This window comes from uncultured Shewanella sp., from assembly GCF_947501665.1.
Taxonomy (GTDB): domain Bacteria; phylum Pseudomonadota; class Gammaproteobacteria; order Enterobacterales; family Shewanellaceae; genus Shewanella.
Genome location: NZ_CANMWS010000013.1, coordinates 126,455 through 145,291, shown reverse-complemented (window position 1 = coordinate 145,291; position 18,837 = coordinate 126,455). Strand labels below are relative to the sequence as shown.

Below are 18,837 nucleotides of genomic sequence, written 5' to 3'. Positions count from 1 at the left end.
GTTAGCTCCTCTTTAATTTTACATAACCACCGGGTACAGCAGTAACCCACCCTTGCAATTCCAATTCAAGCAACTGCTCTAATACTAGCTCTATGGTTTTTCCACTATGCTCAACCACGACATCAATTGGTGTGGTCTCATAACCAACACTAGCTAACAGGGAGGCAAATGGCAAATCAGAGGCTTTATCCACCTCTATATGGTGACGACTTTTCACTTGTTCAAGGTGAAAATCGCATAAAGCTGGTAATTCTTCGACGATATCCTGCGCATTATCGACTAATTTGGCACCATTGCGCAATAAATCATGACAACCTTGACTTTGACCCGTTAAAATATTGCCAGGAACAGCAAACACTTCTCGACCTTGCTCCATCGCTAATCTCGCCGTGATTAAAGAACCACTTTTTCTCGCCGCTTCAACGACCAAAGTCCCCATAGAAAGACCACTGATAATACGATTACGTTTAGGGAAATTCCCCCCATAGGCTTTCACTTGTGGCCAAAACTCACTGACAATACAACCTTGTTGAGAAAGAACATAATACAATTTAGCATGTCTTTTTGGGTAGATAATATCAGCTCCGGTACCCAATACAGCAAATGAAGTACCATTTACATCAAGTGCACCTTGATGCGCCGCTCCATCAATACCGATAGCCATGCCACTGACCACATTGAGTCCCATACGGGCTAACTCTGAAGCCAATTGATAAGCAATAGTGAGTCCAGTTTGTGTTGCACTACGACTCCCCACTATCGCAATAGAAGGAATGAGTAAATGTTCAATATTACCTTTAATAAATAACACTGAAGGAGGATCGGGCAATTCCTTTAATAATGGCGGATACATCGAATGCTGCGGATAGATAATATGATGTTCAGGATCACTGTCTTGCCAACGTAATGCAAGTTCCACCAAAGCAAGATCCGTTTTAAAAACGGTCTGAGTCAATGTCCCTTGAAAAGGCCATTTAGTTACTCCGCTTTCAATCCTATCCCTCAACTCTGTTATTTGCATTGTATTTGATAATTGTTTTATCCGAGCAGGTCCTAACCCAGACACACTGCTTACAATTAACCAGTCAACCAACTCATCGACAATAAACGCTCCTTAAATTATCTGTCACCCACACTATCACCCACTCTAATGGGTTTTTGATTTTCAATAATTATTCCAAAACTCATATTCTCAAACACTTTAAATATCATCAGCTGACCAGCATAAAATCGAGGCATGACAAAGGTTCGATCCCAATCATAACTTGCCATCATTTTGTCATAAGCCGTCCCTTCATGAAGACGCACGACTTGCCCTTTACCAATTAAAGTGGCTGGCTCTCCTTCAGCAAAAATCGACAATAAATGCCCTTCCATTACTCCTTGTAAACGTCCTTGATCCAAATAAACCACATCCATCATCCCCATTGCAGTCATTTTCGTCTCTGAAGCAATAATCACCGCTGGCGAATTTAGCTTTGAAACTTTAGGAATAAAATAAGAAGGCATAGTGACAGAAGAGGGATGAACTAAAATCACATCCCCTAATTGTATTTCCCGAAAACTACTCAACACTTTCACCGTCGAAATGGAATCAGACTCAATCACTAATCCACTCGCGGCTAATATCACTTCTTGCTCAACCTGTTTCGAATAACTTAATACAAACTCTCTTCCTTGCTGATAGATCCCCAATAAAGCTCCCTTCGGTAATACGCCATCAATATAGATAATGTCATTTTCTCTAAATAGAGCTGAAGGTTCATCACTGCCAATAACCAGAAATTGCGTATCAAGCCAGCTTGGCGATACGATAAGATTTTGAGATAAATAAGGACGAATTAATGCTAGGTCTAAAACAGAAATGGGCATTTGTTTTGGGATCACTCTCACTTTAGGTTCAAGTGTCATTAACGGTTTACTTAACAGAGAACCCACAAACAAAAAGCCACTCAGATAAATAAATAAAGTAAAAAAAGCGCCTCCTTTCATTACAAGCTCCCTGCTTATTTATCTAAGACTGTTAAATGATAGCCATTAAATGACGTTCAACAACCCAAGTCATGTGTTATTTATCATTTCAGTATAACGAACAGATCCTTTATTAGCCTTGATTGATAAAAAGAATATATTTTCCTCTTTATAAAAATGCATTGAGATGACATGTTACATACTCCACCGACTCAAACAGAAAACATGAAATGCTCAAAGTCATACAAAGAATAATACAGTTTACAGGACATTTTTCTTCAACACTCTGTGCTTATATCGTGCTCTACTTATGTTCACGCCCCAAAAAGTACGCAGACTCCAGCAGAGAAACATTACAACTCAATCAAGCTAATAAATTAACTTATAAAGGCGCAACAGGAACAGAGAATATAGCTTGGTCATGGGGAGAGGGTCCTATTGTCATTTTATGCCATGGATGGGAAGCTAAAGGTGCCAAAATGGCCACCCTTGGTATTGCCATTGCTCAGCAAGGATTTCAAGCAATCGCCATCGACTGCACCGCTCATGGGCACTCTAAAGGAAAGCGATCTAATTTCGATATTATGGCACAAGATATTTATTCTTTAAGTTCACAGTTTTCAGACATATTTGCCATTGTAGGCCACTCTATGGGAGGTATGATGGCAATGCGAGCCCGAGCTTTTGGACTGCAAGCCAATCGTTATGTGCTCATCGGCGCACCAAGCGCGCCTTTACCTATCATAGATATTATGAAAAACACGTTAAAGGTTAATGCCCAAACTCTGGCTATCTGCCAGCAAGAAGTTGCGTCTCAAATCGGCTTGACTTGGAATGAACTCATACAAGGCAAAATGTACTTACAAGAAAACAGGCCATTACTCATGATCTATGACACTCATGACCAAGAAGTTCCTTTCTTTCATGCTCAAAAGATCCAAACTCTCTGGCAGAATTCAACAATAATCACAACCACAGGACTCAGTCATAGAAACATTATCTGGGATCATAATGTCATTCAATCTATTGTCACTTTTCTCACTCAGGCTCCCACAAAAAAACAATCTCATCATCAAGAGAAAATAATGAATAACACGGTCATTTCGAACCATATCTCAGCATAAAAAAGCGGTTTACACAAAAATTGACAGTAAATTTGCACATATATCGAGCTTTTACTGTTATTGAGCGGCTCGAAGGACTAAAATTGTCCCATTCCTTAGCGTCAATACACTGTGACGCCATGTTTGAACGAATTGAGTAAAGTAGAGTGGATGTATGAGTTTATTAAAAGTACTGCGTTTTCCAGATGAAAAATTGAGAACTGTCGCTAAACCTGTCACTGATTTTGGCCCGGAATTACAAACCAAAATTGATGATATGTTTGAGACCATGTATGAAGAAAAAGGTATTGGGCTGGCAGCAACACAAGTCAATTTTCATCAACAACTGATCGTAATGGATTTACAAGATGAAATTGAGCGCCCCAATGTATTTATTAATTTAGAAATAGTAAAGAAAGAGGGACATTTCATCAATGAAGAAGGTTGTCTGTCGGTGCCAGGGATCTATGCAGAAGTTGAACGCGCCGAATTTGTGACCATTAAAGCCCTCGATCGTCATGGTCAACCTTTTACACTTGAAGCCACAGAATTATTTGCGATTTGCTTACAACACGAACTTGATCATTTAGCGGGTAAGCTTTTTGTTGATTATTTATCCCCATTAAAACGTCAACGAATCAAACAAAAACTCGAAAAAGCCGCTCGTTTAGAAGCTAAACAAGGATAAAACTCGCTTGAAACCACTCAATATCATTTTTGCAGGCACACCGGACTTTGCGGCTCGCCATCTGCAAGCCTTACTTGATTCACATCATAATGTCATCGCAGTTTATACTCAACCCGACAGGCCTGCTGGAAGAGGGAAGAAACTGCAAGCCAGCCCCGTCAAAGCACTGGCTCTTGCCAATGACATTAACGTGATGCAGCCCAAGTCTTTAAAAGATGAAACCGCACAACGTACGCTTGCCGAATTAAATGCTGATATCATGGTCGTTGTCGCTTACGGATTATTATTACCTCAAACCATATTAGACACACCAGCATTAGGTTGCATTAATGTCCACGGTTCAATACTCCCACGCTGGAGAGGCGCAGCCCCCATACAACGTGCTTTGTGGGCTGGGGACACTGAAACCGGCGTCACCATAATGCAAATGGATATTGGATTAGATACTGGCGACATGTTACTTAAAACATCACTGCCTATTGAAGACAATGATACCTCTGCAACACTTTATGAAAAACTCGCAACCCAAGGGCCCACTGCGCTAATCGAAGGGCTCAGTGGTATTGCAAATAAGACCTTAACACCTGTCAAACAAGATGATAGCCAAGCCAATTACGCCGCCAAACTCAGTAAAGAGGAAGCAAGACTCGATTGGAACAAGACAGCGATAGCCTTATCTCGTGAAATTAGGGCTTTTAACCCTTGGCCAATGAGCTATTTTGAGCATCAAAACAGTAACATTAAAGTATGGCAAAGTCAGCTCAGTGATACACAAACAAATGCCCTTCCCGGTACAATAATACAGGCCAATAAAGCAGGTTTACATATTGCCACTGGAGACGGGGTTATTGTGCTGACCCACATACAACTGCCAGGCAAAAAATCCCTGCCCTTTGCCGATATTTTAAACTCAAAAGCTGATTGGTTCATTCCAAATACTTTACTGACATCAGCTGTTATCAATAACGCTATAGAGGCTGAATAATTAAATGAACTTAAGAGCATTGGCAGCAAAAGTCATTTTTCAAGTATTAGAAAAAGGCCTGTCTCTTTCAGTCGCCCTTCCCGATCAACAACGTCATCTTCCCAGTGGAAAAGACAAAGCGCTGCTGGCAGAAATCTGTTACGGAGTGATGCGTGTTTTACCTCAACTGGATAAACAAGTCAGTGATTGCATGAGCAAGCCACTTAAAGGCAAACAACGAATTGTTCATCAATTATTATTGGTTGGCTGTTATCAATTATATTTTACGCGCATTCCCAGCCATGCCGCTATTTCTGAAACAGCCGAAGCTTGCAGACAATTAAAATTTGAAGGCCTAGTTAAAGTCGTTAATGGCATACTCAGAAACATTCAACGCCAAGAAAAGCCACTGTCAACAGCCAATGAAACCTTACAATACAATACACCAGCTTGGATCATTAAGCGCCTAAAAGCAGCTTATCCAGAAAATTGGCAGCACATTATTGAGCAAAGTCATAACAGACCGCCAATGTGGCTACGTAACAATCAAAAGGTACAATCAAGAGATAATTATCTCACTCGCTTACATGCACAAGCGATCCCTGCCATTGGGGGCAATAGCCACGATGCTATTTTGCTTGAAAGCCCAATGGATGTCATGCAACTACCTGAATTTAGTCATGGTGCGGTTTCAGTACAAGATGGGGCTGCCCAATGGGCGGCAAGCTTACTCGCTCCTCAGGCAGGCGAACTCATCCTTGATGCCTGTGCGGCGCCTGGAGGGAAAACCTGTCATATTCTGGAAATCGAATCTAATATAAAATTAGTGGCGGTTGATAATGATGAAAAAAGACTAGAACGAGTTCAACAAAATCTCGACCGTTTGTCATTAGAGGCAGAATTAATCCATGGTGATGCCGCCAATATTCAAAGTTGGTGGCATGGTGATAAATTTGACAGGATTTTACTCGACGCTCCTTGCTCCGCTACCGGAGTAATTAGACGTCATCCAGATATCAAATGGCTAAGAAAAAACAATGATATTGAAGAACTTGCTAATATTCAGTCTGCTATCATTGATCACTGCTGGCACTGGCTAAAATCAGGAGGCACACTGCTGTACGCGACTTGCTCTATTTTGCCTCAAGAAAATAGCGAACAAGTCAAAGCGTTCTTAGCTCGTACACCTGATGCTAAATTAGTGCCCTTAACTCAACAAAAAGATAAAAATGCCATTGGCTGGCAAATTACGCCAGGCCAAGACAATATGGATGGTTTTTATTACGCACGTCTCATTAAGGACTAGCAGGCATGAAGATTATCATTTTAGGTGCAGGTCAAGTAGGCGGCACATTGGCAGAAAATTTAGTCGGCGAAAATAATGACATCACTATTGTCGATCATAATAAAAGCCGCTTACAAAGCCTACAAGATAAATTTGATTTGCGTGTCGTCATCGGTCACGGTGCACATCCCGATGTGCTAAAAGAAGCAGGGGCTGAAGATGCCGACATGCTGATTGCCGTTACCAGTAGCGATGAATGCAACATGTCAGCTTGCCAAATTGCTTTCTCTTTATTTGGCACGCCAACGAAAATTGCAAGGATCCGCTCTGAGCAATATATTCGTATTCGCGATAAGCTGTTTATCGATAGTGAAACCAAACAAAATGATAATCGTACTCGCGGTGGCTTTGTGATTGACGAACTCATTGCGCCAGAACAATTGGTCACCGCATATATTCGAAGACTAGTCGAACACCCAGGTGCATTACAAGTTTTAGAGTTTGCTGAAGGTCGATTAAGTTTAGTCGCTGTAAGAGTTTACTATGGTGGACCTTTAGTCGGCAATGCACTTGCCGCATTGCGTGAGCATATGCCTAATATCGATACTCGTGTCGCGGCAATTTTCCGCCAAGGTCGCCCCATCATGCCTCGCGGAACAACGATTATGGAAGCTGACGATGAAGTGTTCTTCCTCGCCGATACTCGCCACATTCGTGCTGTTATGGGAGAAATGCAAAAACTCGATAATTCTTATCGTAATATCATGATTGCCGGAGGTGGCAACATTGGTTTTGGCTTAGCAAAACAGTTGCAACGAAACCACAGTGTAAAATTAATAGAAAGAAATCATGATCGCGCAGAAGAGCTATCAGAACGCTTAGAAAATGCCACCGTTTTCTGTGGTGATGCATCCGATCAAGAACTTCTAGTTGAAGAACATATAGAACAAACTGATGTCTTTATTGCCGTCACCAATGACGATGAAGCTAATATCATGTCATCACTATTAGCGAAGCGAATGGGGGCTAAAAATGTCATGGTACTCATTCAACGAGAAGCTTATGTCGATATAGTCCAAGAAGCTAATATTGATATCGCCATATCGCCTCAACAAGCCACCATTTCAGCCATGTTAACTCATATCCGCCAAGGTGATATTTGTAACGTATACTCTTTAAGACGAGGGGCAGCAGAAGCCATTGAAGCTATTGCACATGGTGACAAAAGCACCTCTAAAGTGGTGGGTAAAAAAATCAGCGAGATAAAACTGCCACCAGGCACCACTATTGGCGCAATAGTGAGAGACGAAGAAGTATTAATGGCGCACGACAATACAATCATTGAACAGGATGACCACGTTATTCTCTTCTTGGTCGATAAAAAATTTATTGGTGAAGTCGAGAAACTGTTCCAGCCAAGCGCGTTCTTCTTCTAAAAAAGCGGAGAAAGCATGCTGAATTTTAGAGCCCTATTATTTATTTTAGGCATCTTTTTATCCGCCCTAACAGGTTTCATGCTTATTCCTTTAGGATTAGCAGTGTACTTGGGAGAGGGTACTAGCGGAGCCTTTGCCAGATCTTGCCTATATTGTGGTATTACTGCTGCCATTTGCTTACATAACGGCCAAAAAAAACGCTTACAACTGAACATTAGGGATATGTTTATTCTCACCAGTTTCACTTGGATTATCGTGAGCTTATTTGCGGCCCTTCCCTTTACTATTTATATTGGTATCAATTATACCGATGCCTTTTTTGAAACCATGTCAGGGATCACTACAACAGGTTCAACAGTACTGACAGGTCTTGATAATATGGATCGAAGTATTCTCATTTGGCGCTCTTTACTGCATTGGTTTGGTGGCATTGGTTTTATTGTCATGGCCGTGGCCATTTTACCCTTTTTAAACGTCGGGGGAATGCGACTATTCAGAACAGAATCATCGGACTGGAGCGATAAAACCGTTCCAAGAACACAGTTAATGGCAAAAAACCTACTTTTTGTCTATTGCTCACTCACCTTACTATGTTACGTCGCATTTCATTACAGTGGTATGAGTTGGTTTGATGCCATTAATCATGCAATGAGCACACTATCCACAGGGGGTTTTTCAACATCTGATAAATCCATGGCCGCTTTTTCTCATGAAGCACAATGGTTCGCTATTTTATTTATGATATCTGGCGCATTACCTTTATTATTATTTGTTTACAGCCTACAACAAAGCAATCTAAAAGTATGGAACGATGCGCAAGTAAAAGGCTTTTTAATCTTTATTGCCTTAGTCTCCGTAGCATTAGGTATCTGGCTTTCTTACGTCAAAGATATGCCTTTTATCGATGCTTTACGATTATCAACATTTAATGTGGTTTCAGTCGTCACCACCACAGGCTTTGGCCTCACCGATTTTGACTCATGGGGAACACTTGCCAGTATTACTTTCTTCTTTTTATTGTTTGTAGGTGGCTGTTCAGGTTCAACATCTGGGGGGATCAAAATCTTCAGATTTCAAATTGCATTTGCCGTTATGGCACAACAACTCAAACAACAATTTCACCCTAAAAGCGTCTTTAAAAGTCGATATAACGAGCAAATTATTAATCAAGAAATTGTCAATTCACTCGTCACTTTCATGTTGTTGTTCATTATGTTATTTGTCATTATTGCCATCATTTTAGTCTCAACAGGGCTCGATTTAATGACCAGTATATCGGGTTCCATTACCGCTATCAGTAATGTTGGTCCAGGAATAGGGAGTGTTATTGGTCCCTCAAGTAACTATGCCTCTCTGCCAGAAGTAGCAAAGTGGGCTTTGGCCATTGGAATGCTTATGGGGCGATTAGAGATCCTTACCGTTGCAGTATTATTTCACCCCAAATTTTGGCGGTTTTAATCAAACTTCAGCTCATTATCGAACGCTAAGAGTAGTGTAACTAACTATTTTTCAGCTAATTATACAATCTCGACATCTCCAGTTACAAAAAGCGCAAAAAGTGTGACTAAAAAACACACTTTTTACGGCATTTTCGATTATTCTATCGCTTCACAAGAATACTGAGGTATCCCCATGACATTATCAAGCAAGGTATATAGTTACTTCTTTGTTATTTCACTTTTGACCTTAGCCTGTGCAATGGAATATACCAATAAAAAAACGCTCCATATTCTCACTAATCATGCTGCGAATGTCATCAACAGCGAAGTAGCCATAGAGTAATATTAAGGTATTTAAAGGCTCTGTTTTCAAACTTGTCACGGTCATCCCCTACTCAGCAGTATGACCCCATACTGCTGAGTAGCATGTTAAATTAACATTTACCCTATAATGAAGATATATTTTTAAATCACTCACGCCAATCAAAACACTAATTAAGAACACACTTTTTATCTAGAAAAATCCCTCAAGAGCACACATCTTCTTATTCCATTGTTGCTCATTTAATTAAAAATATAACTTATACTATTAAGTTTAAAACCTAAAAATCATAATAATTAAGCTACATTTTAAATTAACAAATAGTTAACAAAAAATACATCCATGTATCCATATCATTAATATCATAACGATGTATTTTGTATAGTAAATACCAATAAAGACATTAAAAACAATGCTATACGTAAATTAAGGTATAAATGCATTCTCATTTATTTATTTAAAATAAAGAAAAAATCATGTTTTAACATATATAACGCCACATCGAATAAAATAAGATAAACAAATAAATAAACAATGCAAAACACTAAAAAATAATTAAATAACCACCAATGCGCAATATTTTTAACTCTTTTCATATTTTTGTATTTATTTATTCACAACTATAGTCTACATTCCACTAAATAAAAATAAGGTTTGATTGGATAAGTAAAATGAAAAAAATAATATGCTTAGCTCTCTCTACATTTCACTTCTCAGTAACTGCAAATGTACTAATTAGTGAAGTACTCTATGATACTCCTAACGATGATCTCACTGAAGAATGGGTTGAACTCTATAACTCAAGTTGTGACACCATCGATTTATCAACCTATACACTTAACGATAATGGCGGTACCTATGCCTTAAGCGGTGAAATAGCAGCAGGGGAATATATTACCATTGCAAAAGATGCAACTGCATTTTATAACCTCTATGCCACTAGTGCAGATTTCTCAGATTTCAGCTTATCTCTAGGTAATTCTGGCGATTATTTATATTTAAAAAACAATAACTCTGAAATTGATATGCTTGCTTGGGAAAATAAAATCAGTGGCTGGAATATTTCAGCAAGTGATACCACTCTGATCCGTAGCAATACTGAAGACACTGATTCTGTTAGCGATTGGGAAAATTCAAATACAACTGGAACACCAAAATCAGGAATATTGACCTCATCGTGCTCAACAAATAATAATCTATTCGTTTCCACAAGTGACACAGAACTTAGCAATGGTAACACTATCAACTTAAGTTCGACCCGTAGCGGTAATAGTCTTAGCTATACCTTCACAACAACAGCGGGTTCAAACCTAACTATTGCTATTAATGGTGGCAGTGGTGACGCTGACTTATACGTTAAAAAAGGAAGCACTCCAACAACCTCTAGCTATGACTGCGCGCCTTACTTACAGGGTAATGATGAATCATGTTCTTTTTCCAGTGTTTCTGCTGGAACTTACTACATTACCGTTTTAGCCTATGAAAGCTATAGCGGAGTAACATTATCAGCAAATTACACTGAAGACACGGATAATACAGGTGGTGGAAATTCAGCATTTGAAAACTTCGATACCTATTATGCCGATGCTAATAACTTAACAGGTGAAGCCTTAAAAAGCGCATTAAATACCATTATCGATGGCCACACCTCTTTATCTTATTCTCAAGTTTGGGATGCATTACAAACCACGGATGAAGATCCTAACAATAGTGAAAATATCATATTATTTTACACTCAACGTTCTCAAAATAAAGCCTATCGAGTCGGTGGTTCTGGTGCAAATAATGATCAAAATGATTGGAATCGTGAACATATCTGGCCTAAAAGTCATGGCTTCCCCTCTTCTGGTGACGATGCCTATACAGACATTCATCACTTACGCCCATCCGATGAATCAGTCAACAGCACTCGCGGAAATTTAGACTTTGATACCTCCAGTAGTAATAGTATCAGTGAAGCACCAGGCACATATTATGATACAGACAGTTTTGAACCTATGGATAACTTAAAAGGCGATGTCGCCCGTATGATCTTTTACATGGATGTCCGTTATCAAGGTACCGATACCAGCAGCACTGGCGTCGGTGATCTGCAGATCAGTGATTTCACTGGCACAGCAACGTCATCATCGGGTAACGGTTATATTGGAAAGCTTTGTACCTTACTCACCTGGCATAATGCTGATCCTGTTGATAGTGCAGAAGAAGCCAGAAATAACAAAGTTTACGCAATACAAGGTAATCGAAATCCATTTATTGATTATGCTGACTGGGCAAATGATATTTATGCCGATCAATGCCATTAACCAGAACTAGGTTTGAGCAGCGCCGTTAAATATCGCTATTTAGAAAAATGACATAAATAAAAACAAGAAATTAATTTAAGTCATTAATTTTAATGCAATCTAGTTTAAACCTGTACTCATTATCCCGAGTACAGGTTAATTAAATAAACAATACCACTTAAAATGGATGCAACGCCAAAGTAAAGAAGCTCACATAATGCGAGTGTTCAACATACTTTATGCCACGTTAAATGCTTTTACTATACGCCCTTATTAATGGAAAAGTAGCGCAACGTTTATACCTAGGCCAATAATAACAATTAGCGTCAATCATCCGCGACCATCATAGAGGGTGGGATTGTTTGTTAATGTCGGTATAATTAATAAGCTTACCTACAGTCCTTAAACTCCCACGACAGATCACTGATATATTGGAATAAGTATAAAACTAAGAGCTATACTGTAAATATCGCAGTGCCTCCATATTATTCGGATAGCGAACCAATACTTGTTGATAAGCATTCACGGCCTCATCTATTTTATGTTGATGCTGTAAAGCTCGCCCTAAATAAACCCAAGGATCCACTGCAGTCGGAAATTTAACAATAAGTATTCGTGCTTCATCCTCCAAAGCGAGCCATGATTGAGTATGTTCACGAGCTTGCATTAAATACAAATGAGCTTGATACAATAAAGGCTGTGATTCTAGTGCTTTACTCGATTGAATTACCACCTCTTTCCATCGATATAATGCAGCTAAAGGCGATAAGATCCCAACTTGTGCATCAATTGACTCAGAGTTAAGCGTCATTGCTTTACGGTAAGTTTCAATTGACTGGTTATAATCCTTATTTTGAAAATGTAACCAAGCAATACGCATTAAGGTAAATTCATAAGTCGATAGAATCGACCCTATTTTAGGTACCCACTCAATAGCCTCAGCCTTATTTCCCTTTATATATTTTTGCATATCAATATTGACCACTATACTCGCTGCACTCAAGACAGATTCAGGTAATCGAATAACCTCAATGGCTTTCTCATATAAGCCCTGTGCTTCAAATAAATATGAAGCCTCCCAATCTTGCTCTATCGCCTGACAATGAAACGATAAAATAAGTAAAATGAACGCTGATATTTGTTTACTCATAATAATATATGACTTCACCATTTTTTAGAATATTGCAACAACAGGAATGTACCGGAATAATCACTATCAGACGTGGATAGCTCATATTCGCTATACGCTAAAGCAAGCGTTAACTCACTGCGATTGGGCAATGCCCATTGCGTGCCCACTCGAATATATTGCTTTTGAATTTGACTCAAATTTGCAATAACTAATGTGTCAGGATCCACTGCAAGTAACCTGTCTCCTAATGTAAATGCAAAATAAACACTATTTGGCGATAGCAATGAGTACGAAGATAGCCAATGTTTAATCAATAGATCGGCTGATATATAGCGACGTTCAAACGAGGTGCTCTCAATATTATAAAACCTGATTTGTCCCCAATTGCTTTGGCCAAACAGGCTCGCACCTGCAGCAACATCATATTGATATACATTACTCGTTAAATCATAAGCAGATCTTGAGTAATGCAAGTCAAAATATAAATCTCGCTGATAACTCATATATCGTAATACCCCGCCTATATAGGACATATTACCTAGCGCACTATCCGATAAATTTCCGTCAATTTGAGAATATTGAAGACCAGTTGTTAGGGAACCATTCAACATATCAATAAAATAATGACTCTCGCCTTCAAACTGAAATGCTTCTTGATACAAAGTGTCATTAAAATCATCACTGTCAAAGGCTATCCCTAATCGGCTATAGCCCAACTTAACATCATAATCATCTAAATATGTGAATTGACTCTTAACGCCATAACCATTCAGATCATCTTTTATCGTATTACCATGATAACTTCCTGATAAATAACTCACTGCCATATTTGTTGACCATGGTGATTCATTCGCTTTAACAAAAGAGCTGGAAAACGCAAAAAAAATTAAACCGCCCATTAACGATCTTAATAGGTGATCCATAATTCTTTCTCTTCAAAATGGGTAAACGACTGATATTGTTTTATATAATAAGGCCATCTAAATTCCATCGCTTTTAACTGAGGGTTATATACTCCTGTATACAAGGTACCTAAACCGTGATCATAATCAGTCGAAAACAATGGAGCATACTCAAAGGCACTGATAAAAGAATCGATATTAACCAAAGGATCATATAGCTTTTCTATCAACTCTTGTTTACGTTCATGAGAATTTGAGAACATCGCATAATTGGACAATTCAAACCCGCCTTGATGATTCACAGCCAAAGGGATATGCGACACAACTGGTGCAATAAAAGGTGATAATTCAACCGTTTTAACATTAAAGTTGGCATCTAACAGCGTGACATTATAAGTTAAATTCACTGGCACGCGTCTCAGTACCGCCACAGCTTCTTCTGTCGTTTTACAGTATTCTAAAATATACCGTAAAATAATAGACATACTGAAACCTTTACCAGTACGACTTCTTCCACCAAAAGACCAAGAGACAGACAATCCGTGCTCATTCATTCCATCCAGCACACCCCATAGTCCATCTGTTGATGCAATAACTTGGGTTTGTTCCCAACAGCTTTTTAGAATACGCCCCTCAAAAAGTGCAGGTGCATTATCAAAATTTTTTACTAAAACCGGGTTGTAGCGTATCCAAACAGCCTGAGAGCCGCCACTGGCATAGGGAGTGGGGCAGTAAAAACTTAACAAGCGGGCATCAATATCATCCGCTTCAGACAATACTAATAAATGTTCCCAATAAGGAACAAGCTCTGGCATATGTTCTTGAAGAGCATTTTTACAGCTCATAAAAGAAGGACGATTTAACTCACCTTCCTTTAAAAACCATTGTTTATAACTTTCTTTCGCTTCGTTATAAAAAGCAAGCCATTTAGCGCTTGGTTTAGCTTCGTCAACAAATTGAAATCGTTTCGCTCGATTGGGGATCATGATACATCCTCAACAGCAGAATCGTCCTCTTCTTCTTTTCTGTCTTCACTCTCTATATAAGATGAGCCTTTCAAAGAACTCCTGGAATTATAACGCTCAACAAGCATTTTCTCTTCTTCGGTTAACTCCCTATAACTAAAACGTTCCTGCAATGCATTCAGTAAATGGCGAGCTTCTTCTGTTAAGGTTTTTTCAGTAGATTGCAATCTAAAATGCGTAAATACAATGGCCAGATCTGCCCCTTTATAAGCATATTCAGCTGTATCCATAATTCGCATAATAAACACTTCATTTGTAGCTAAAGCTTGACGTCGATCGTGATGTTTTGAAATCAAAGTCAATTCATCATTAACCAACTTATAAACTCCTGATTCAGGTGCAGCGGTGATGACCTTTAATCCAGCATCGATATATTTAAAGATCATTTGTCCACTTGTTACACTGGCTCCCTCAGCTAACGCAAGTTGATTATATTCATTGGGATCAAGATTAAAGACCACCTCGGAATATTCTAATAAGTGGAATAAAAACAAAGGTACCGTTCGATAACAAAAATCAGACATATTGGTCATCGCACTAATACCGGTTATTCTCGGATTCAGTTCACCTAAATATAACTCTCCCGTATCTAAATCAATGAGATAATCAACCTCGAAATAGCCTTTATAGCCTCTTTCATAGAGCCTATTACCCAAATTCACTGTCATTTCCAGCGCTTTAGCGCGTATGCTATTTGAAAAAGCATCTTGATAAAGCTCATTACCACACCAGCCTCCTTGGTATGGCGTTAATTCTGCTATACCCACCAATTCTGTCATTAAGGGACCGACAAAAGTACCAGAACGTGTCGCACAGGCTTCGATTGCCGTTCCAGCGCAGCGGATTTGCTTCATAATTTTGACTTGTTCTTCAAATTCGATCTCTGACGCAACCTTGTCGTATTCAGCTTCAGATGAAATAAAATATGTTGTTTTACCAGAGTCACCATAGGCACTTTGTACCACTAGGCATTCACCTAATTGGTATTGCTCAGCAATAGCCCTTAGGTTTGCATAACTACTGACTTTCTCGAGCGCATTTGGCACGCTCCTCACCCCCGCTTCGTTACCAATTTCGGTCGTTGTGATCTTATTATCTATTTTCTTTACGAGATGGTTGGGCGGTAAACAAACTTGTAAGTCCATCGAGCGACAGGTTTCTTCTAATGTTTTATCAAAAAATAAAAATAACGCTTTTGCTTGCAGATCTTGCTTTTCGCCCATTTGCCAATTGGCTATATCCTTTTCAATTTGGCTCACTACATCTTTATGACCCAATAAAAAATCATTCACAGATTCAATACTATCAAATACTGGCGTGCCGATTTTACTGGGTAAAATAACGCTCGTATTAGATTTATCATAACAATCGATAAAATTAATATTGGTCCAGTGCTTTACCCATTGCTCTAAATTCATTAAATTAAAATTGGTCGAACTAATAAAATAATGAGGGGTGTCTAGTGTCGCAAAATATTGTTTAACATCTTGAATCGAACTTAACTGAGTATTAGCGCTCATACTTAACCTTTACGTCTAAAAATATTATAAGGACTCGAGATAATCTTGGGTAAAGACTTTAAGTCCTACTGCGGGGTTATAACCGTGAATTTCTTTTATACGGATCTTCTGTAAATACAATAAAATATCGTAAGTAATTAATTGGCCAGGCACGAGAACCGGAAAACCGGGCGGATAAGGCGTCACAAAAGAGGCTGACACTAATCTACGCTCATTCATCACTTGCTTGATCATGTCAGTATCAACAGCAACAAATTCAATTTGTCGCTCATTAAAAGCAGCATAATAAGCACGGCGCATATCCACTGTTGAAAAGTGATCTCCAGCATAAGGCACAAAAGCTGCATGATAATCACGATGTAACGGTAAATTAATTACTTGCCCAGAATGAGGTATGGGATTATTCTGCCCCCTTAATTCAGGATCGGATAATCGATTGGCAATCTCACTCAATACATTGATTAAATATTCAATTGTCGATTCATTCGCACCAATATTGACAATAAACAGCACCGTTTTTCTCGATGTTTTATTCACTTGAATATCGTATTTATTAATCAATAACTCACGAAAAACAGTACCATCCATTCCAGTTCGACTGATATCCACAGTGACTTTAGTGGGATCGACCACAAAATCAGACTGACCCCAAGTACTGGGCATATCAGCATAGCGATAACAATGGGAAGTCACTGGATCAGATTGATCTTCCAGTTCTATTTCTAAGTGTCTATCCCGATATTCACTAGGCACTAACACATCATCGCCGAGCACTGAAAAATATCGTTGCAATACTTTGTTGCTTGAAATTCTTTGACGTAATTGCGTGGCCAGCCTTATCGCCCGCTTAACTCGCTCGTAACCTTCAAGACTAACTTGGCGTCGGCCTGCATCCAATGAAGCAATAATTTGATAGTTCGGCGACGTTGACGTATGCATACGATAAGATTCAAGGAACAACTCTTTGTTATATTGCTCATCAAAAATATGTAACATTGAGCCTTGTCTAAAAGAGGTTAACGTTTTATGCGTCGACTGAGTCGAATAAACACGCAGTTTAACCAAATCAGGATTAGGCATAAGAGGTAAATCCATGAGGATGTCATGATCTTCCTCATCATCACTTGCCAAAATATCTCCATACTCTTTAAGCCATGGTTGGTACGCTTGTTGATATTGCTCTTGATGCAAAGAAGTTTGCAAAAAATTAGCCACACTCATTGCTGTTCGATGTTCATACAAGGGGTTGAAATAAGCAAAAGCAAACCAAGCTTCATCCCAATGAAAAATTATATCGGGCTTAATGGCTAAAATATCCAACATATAACGTTTGGTGTTATAAATAACGCCATCAAACGTCGAATTGGTGAGAGTAATTTGCTTAACTCTATGCAATTGACCTTGCTTACGTAAATCAAGTAAGACTCTCTTAATGCGTTTTAAAGGAACTGCACCGTATAAATCTAATTCATTAAGGGGATAAGTTTCTAAAAAAAGCGGATAGGCTCCTGACAGCATAATGGCGTAAGGAATGGACTTATGGCAATCTGCCGCAGTCAGCACAATATCCCCAGGCTCTAAATTTGCCTGCATAACAATTTTATTTGATGTAGAGGTTCCATTGGTCACAAAATAAGTTTCTTTGGAACGAAATGCTCTGGACGCTTTAAAGTGTGCTTGCTTAATCGCACCTTTGGGATCGAGTAAAGAATCCATTCCTCCCTGGGTCGAAGATGTCTCAGCAAGAAAAGTATTCGCCCCATAGAAATTCAGCATATCCGTTATCCAATGGGAATCTTTAAGCGATTGCCCTCGAGATAAAGGTAAAGCATGAAAAACCCCTTTGGGTTTTTTACTGTAGCTTCTTAATGCATCAAAAAAAGGGGTTGAATAGCGATCTCGAATACCACTTAAAATTGTATTATGTAACTCTTGGAAAGGCTCTACATGATACAAGACTCGGTCAAACTGCTCTCTGATCTTAACATCAATACCAACGAGTGCGAGTTCACTGATCAAATAATGCGACACTTCTGGACGCAATATATGTAATGCCGTTTGCAGCCCAGTCAGAGAGTTTTGAATGATTTTGTTAAAATCAACATAATGTTTAATAAAATCTGCATACTCTTGATTAAAAACATCTAAAGTACTATTAATTTGATATCCATAAACATACACACAAGCTTGAATACTGGGATTCGCTAAAATAGCCACCATGGCATCTTCAGCGTTACTCACAAACAAAACATCATAAATAAACTCATCACGTTCTGATTTAAACATCGCTAAACTATTTCGATAAATAGCTTCATAGTCAGCAGGATTAGGATGGATAACAAGCACTTCAAAGTAGGTTTTATTATTGGCTGTTTTGCTGCCTTTTCCTTGTAATTCCGTTTCGTCGATAACAATGGGTCGATCAAGATCAGATAAATTCGTTTTAAAAGGTACAAAACTTTGACGACGATAATCTAATGACTGTAATTGCACATAAGTGTTGTGACACAGCTGATAAAACAACTCATATTGTTCCCCATGAAAATAGTGCTTCAACTGTAACATGACACCATAACCAGGATATGCCCAAAACCTTTCAATCTCAAAAAGATACTTCAATAATTCATCGACTTGCTGTCGATTATCTTCTGAACTTGATAACTGACCCAATTGAGATAGATTCTCCATCGATTGCCAATTTTCAAGCCTTTTGGCTTCAATATCAAATACGGTTAACAAACTTTTATTTATTTGATGATACATAA

General features: G+C 38.8%; 15 protein-coding genes. 7 read left to right on the top strand and 8 right to left on the bottom strand.

Translation table 11 applies throughout. From position 1 onward, the window contains the following. Position 1 precedes the first annotated feature (1 nt). Complete coding sequence (gene dprA, locus Q0976_RS11865) at positions 2-1,021, bottom strand: DNA-processing protein DprA (protein ID WP_299494054.1); 1,020 nt, start codon at positions 1,019-1,021, stop codon at positions 2-4. A gap of 98 nt (positions 1,022-1,119) precedes the next feature. Then, the gene (locus tag Q0976_RS11860; protein ID WP_299494042.1) at positions 1,120-1,992 is read right to left on the bottom strand and encodes a peptidoglycan-binding protein LysM; all 873 of its coding nucleotides are present in this window, start codon (positions 1,990-1,992) and stop codon (positions 1,120-1,122) included. 209 nt (positions 1,993-2,201) lie between these two features. On the opposite strand from Q0976_RS11860, the gene Q0976_RS11855 reads away from it, so the two are divergent. The 6 genes from Q0976_RS11855 (at position 2,202) to Q0976_RS11830 (ending at position 8,905) form a co-directional block, all read left to right on the top strand. Further along, on the top strand, positions 2,202-3,095 hold the full coding sequence (locus Q0976_RS11855) for an alpha/beta hydrolase (RefSeq protein ID WP_299494041.1): 894 nt from the start codon (positions 2,202-2,204) through the stop codon (positions 3,093-3,095). A 154-nt stretch (positions 3,096-3,249) separates the two neighbouring features. Further along, positions 3,250-3,762, top strand: a complete 513-nt coding sequence (def, locus tag Q0976_RS11850) for a peptide deformylase (RefSeq protein ID WP_299494040.1) — start codon at positions 3,250-3,252, stop codon at positions 3,760-3,762. Positions 3,763-3,769: 7 nt separating this feature from the next. Next, positions 3,770-4,747: a methionyl-tRNA formyltransferase gene (fmt, locus tag Q0976_RS11845; RefSeq protein WP_299494039.1), complete on the top strand. Its 978-nt coding sequence runs from the start codon at positions 3,770-3,772 to the stop codon at positions 4,745-4,747. 4 nt (positions 4,748-4,751) lie between these two features. Beyond that, positions 4,752-6,032 (top strand): 16S rRNA (cytosine(967)-C(5))-methyltransferase RsmB, encoded by a 1,281-nt coding sequence (rsmB, locus tag Q0976_RS11840; RefSeq protein ID WP_299494038.1) that lies wholly within the window; start codon positions 4,752-4,754, stop codon positions 6,030-6,032. Positions 6,033-6,037: 5 nt separating this feature from the next. Beyond that, complete coding sequence (gene trkA, locus Q0976_RS11835) at positions 6,038-7,447, top strand: Trk system potassium transporter TrkA (protein ID WP_299494037.1); 1,410 nt, start codon at positions 6,038-6,040, stop codon at positions 7,445-7,447. 15 nt (positions 7,448-7,462) lie between these two features. After that, complete coding sequence (locus Q0976_RS11830; RefSeq protein WP_299494036.1) at positions 7,463-8,905, top strand: TrkH family potassium uptake protein; 1,443 nt, start codon at positions 7,463-7,465, stop codon at positions 8,903-8,905. Positions 8,906-9,133: 228 nt separating this feature from the next. Here Q0976_RS11830 and Q0976_RS11825 read toward each other — a convergent pair whose 3' ends face one another. Next, entirely contained in the window at positions 9,134-9,268 is a 135-nt protein-coding gene (locus Q0976_RS11825) for a hypothetical protein (protein WP_299494035.1), read from the bottom strand. A gap of 611 nt (positions 9,269-9,879) precedes the next feature. Between Q0976_RS11825 and Q0976_RS11820 the strand changes: the two genes are divergently transcribed. Next, positions 9,880-11,514: an endonuclease gene (locus Q0976_RS11820; protein ID WP_299494034.1), complete on the top strand. Its 1,635-nt coding sequence runs from the start codon at positions 9,880-9,882 to the stop codon at positions 11,512-11,514. A 427-nt stretch (positions 11,515-11,941) separates the two neighbouring features. Here Q0976_RS11820 and Q0976_RS11815 read toward each other — a convergent pair whose 3' ends face one another. From Q0976_RS11815 to Q0976_RS11795, 5 genes are read right to left on the bottom strand one after another with little or no spacing between them, the layout of a single operon-like run. Next, positions 11,942-12,643: a tetratricopeptide repeat protein gene (locus Q0976_RS11815; RefSeq protein ID WP_299494033.1), complete on the bottom strand. Its 702-nt coding sequence runs from the start codon at positions 12,641-12,643 to the stop codon at positions 11,942-11,944. 14 nt (positions 12,644-12,657) lie between these two features. Further along, positions 12,658-13,548, bottom strand: a complete 891-nt coding sequence (locus Q0976_RS11810; RefSeq protein ID WP_299494032.1) for a hypothetical protein — start codon at positions 13,546-13,548, stop codon at positions 12,658-12,660. Beyond that, complete coding sequence (locus tag Q0976_RS11805; RefSeq protein WP_299494031.1) at positions 13,533-14,513, bottom strand: C45 family peptidase; 981 nt, start codon at positions 14,511-14,513, stop codon at positions 13,533-13,535. Before Q0976_RS11805 ends, Q0976_RS11810 begins: the two co-directional genes overlap by 16 nt. Next, complete coding sequence (locus tag Q0976_RS11800; RefSeq protein ID WP_299494030.1) at positions 14,510-16,072, bottom strand: hypothetical protein; 1,563 nt, start codon at positions 16,070-16,072, stop codon at positions 14,510-14,512. Before Q0976_RS11800 ends, Q0976_RS11805 begins: the two co-directional genes overlap by 4 nt. A 24-nt stretch (positions 16,073-16,096) precedes the next feature. Then, positions 16,097-18,835: a hypothetical protein gene (locus Q0976_RS11795; protein ID WP_299494029.1), complete on the bottom strand. Its 2,739-nt coding sequence runs from the start codon at positions 18,833-18,835 to the stop codon at positions 16,097-16,099. Positions 18,836-18,837: the final 2 nt, after the last annotated feature.

Coding starts and splice junctions, on each gene's coding strand:
- dprA (WP_299494054.1), bottom strand. CDS start 1,021: ATGCAAATAACAGAGTTGAGGGATAGGATTGAAAGCGGAGTAACTAAA.
- Q0976_RS11860 (WP_299494042.1), bottom strand. CDS start 1,992: ATGAAAGGAGGCGCTTTTTTTACTTTATTTATTTATCTGAGTGGCTTT.
- Q0976_RS11855 (WP_299494041.1), top strand. CDS start 2,202: ATGCTCAAAGTCATACAAAGAATAATACAGTTTACAGGACATTTTTCT.
- def (WP_299494040.1), top strand. CDS start 3,250: ATGAGTTTATTAAAAGTACTGCGTTTTCCAGATGAAAAATTGAGAACT.
- rsmB (WP_299494038.1), top strand. CDS start 4,752: ATGAACTTAAGAGCATTGGCAGCAAAAGTCATTTTTCAAGTATTAGAA.
- trkA (WP_299494037.1), top strand. CDS start 6,038: ATGAAGATTATCATTTTAGGTGCAGGTCAAGTAGGCGGCACATTGGCA.
- Q0976_RS11830 (WP_299494036.1), top strand. CDS start 7,463: ATGCTGAATTTTAGAGCCCTATTATTTATTTTAGGCATCTTTTTATCC.
- Q0976_RS11820 (WP_299494034.1), top strand. CDS start 9,880: ATGAAAAAAATAATATGCTTAGCTCTCTCTACATTTCACTTCTCAGTA.
- Q0976_RS11815 (WP_299494033.1), bottom strand. CDS start 12,643: ATGAGTAAACAAATATCAGCGTTCATTTTACTTATTTTATCGTTTCAT.
- Q0976_RS11810 (WP_299494032.1), bottom strand. CDS start 13,548: ATGGATCACCTATTAAGATCGTTAATGGGCGGTTTAATTTTTTTTGCG.
- Q0976_RS11805 (WP_299494031.1), bottom strand. CDS start 14,513: ATGATCCCCAATCGAGCGAAACGATTTCAATTTGTTGACGAAGCTAAA.
- Q0976_RS11800 (WP_299494030.1), bottom strand. CDS start 16,072: ATGAGCGCTAATACTCAGTTAAGTTCGATTCAAGATGTTAAACAATAT.
- Q0976_RS11795 (WP_299494029.1), bottom strand. CDS start 18,835: ATGTATCATCAAATAAATAAAAGTTTGTTAACCGTATTTGATATTGAA.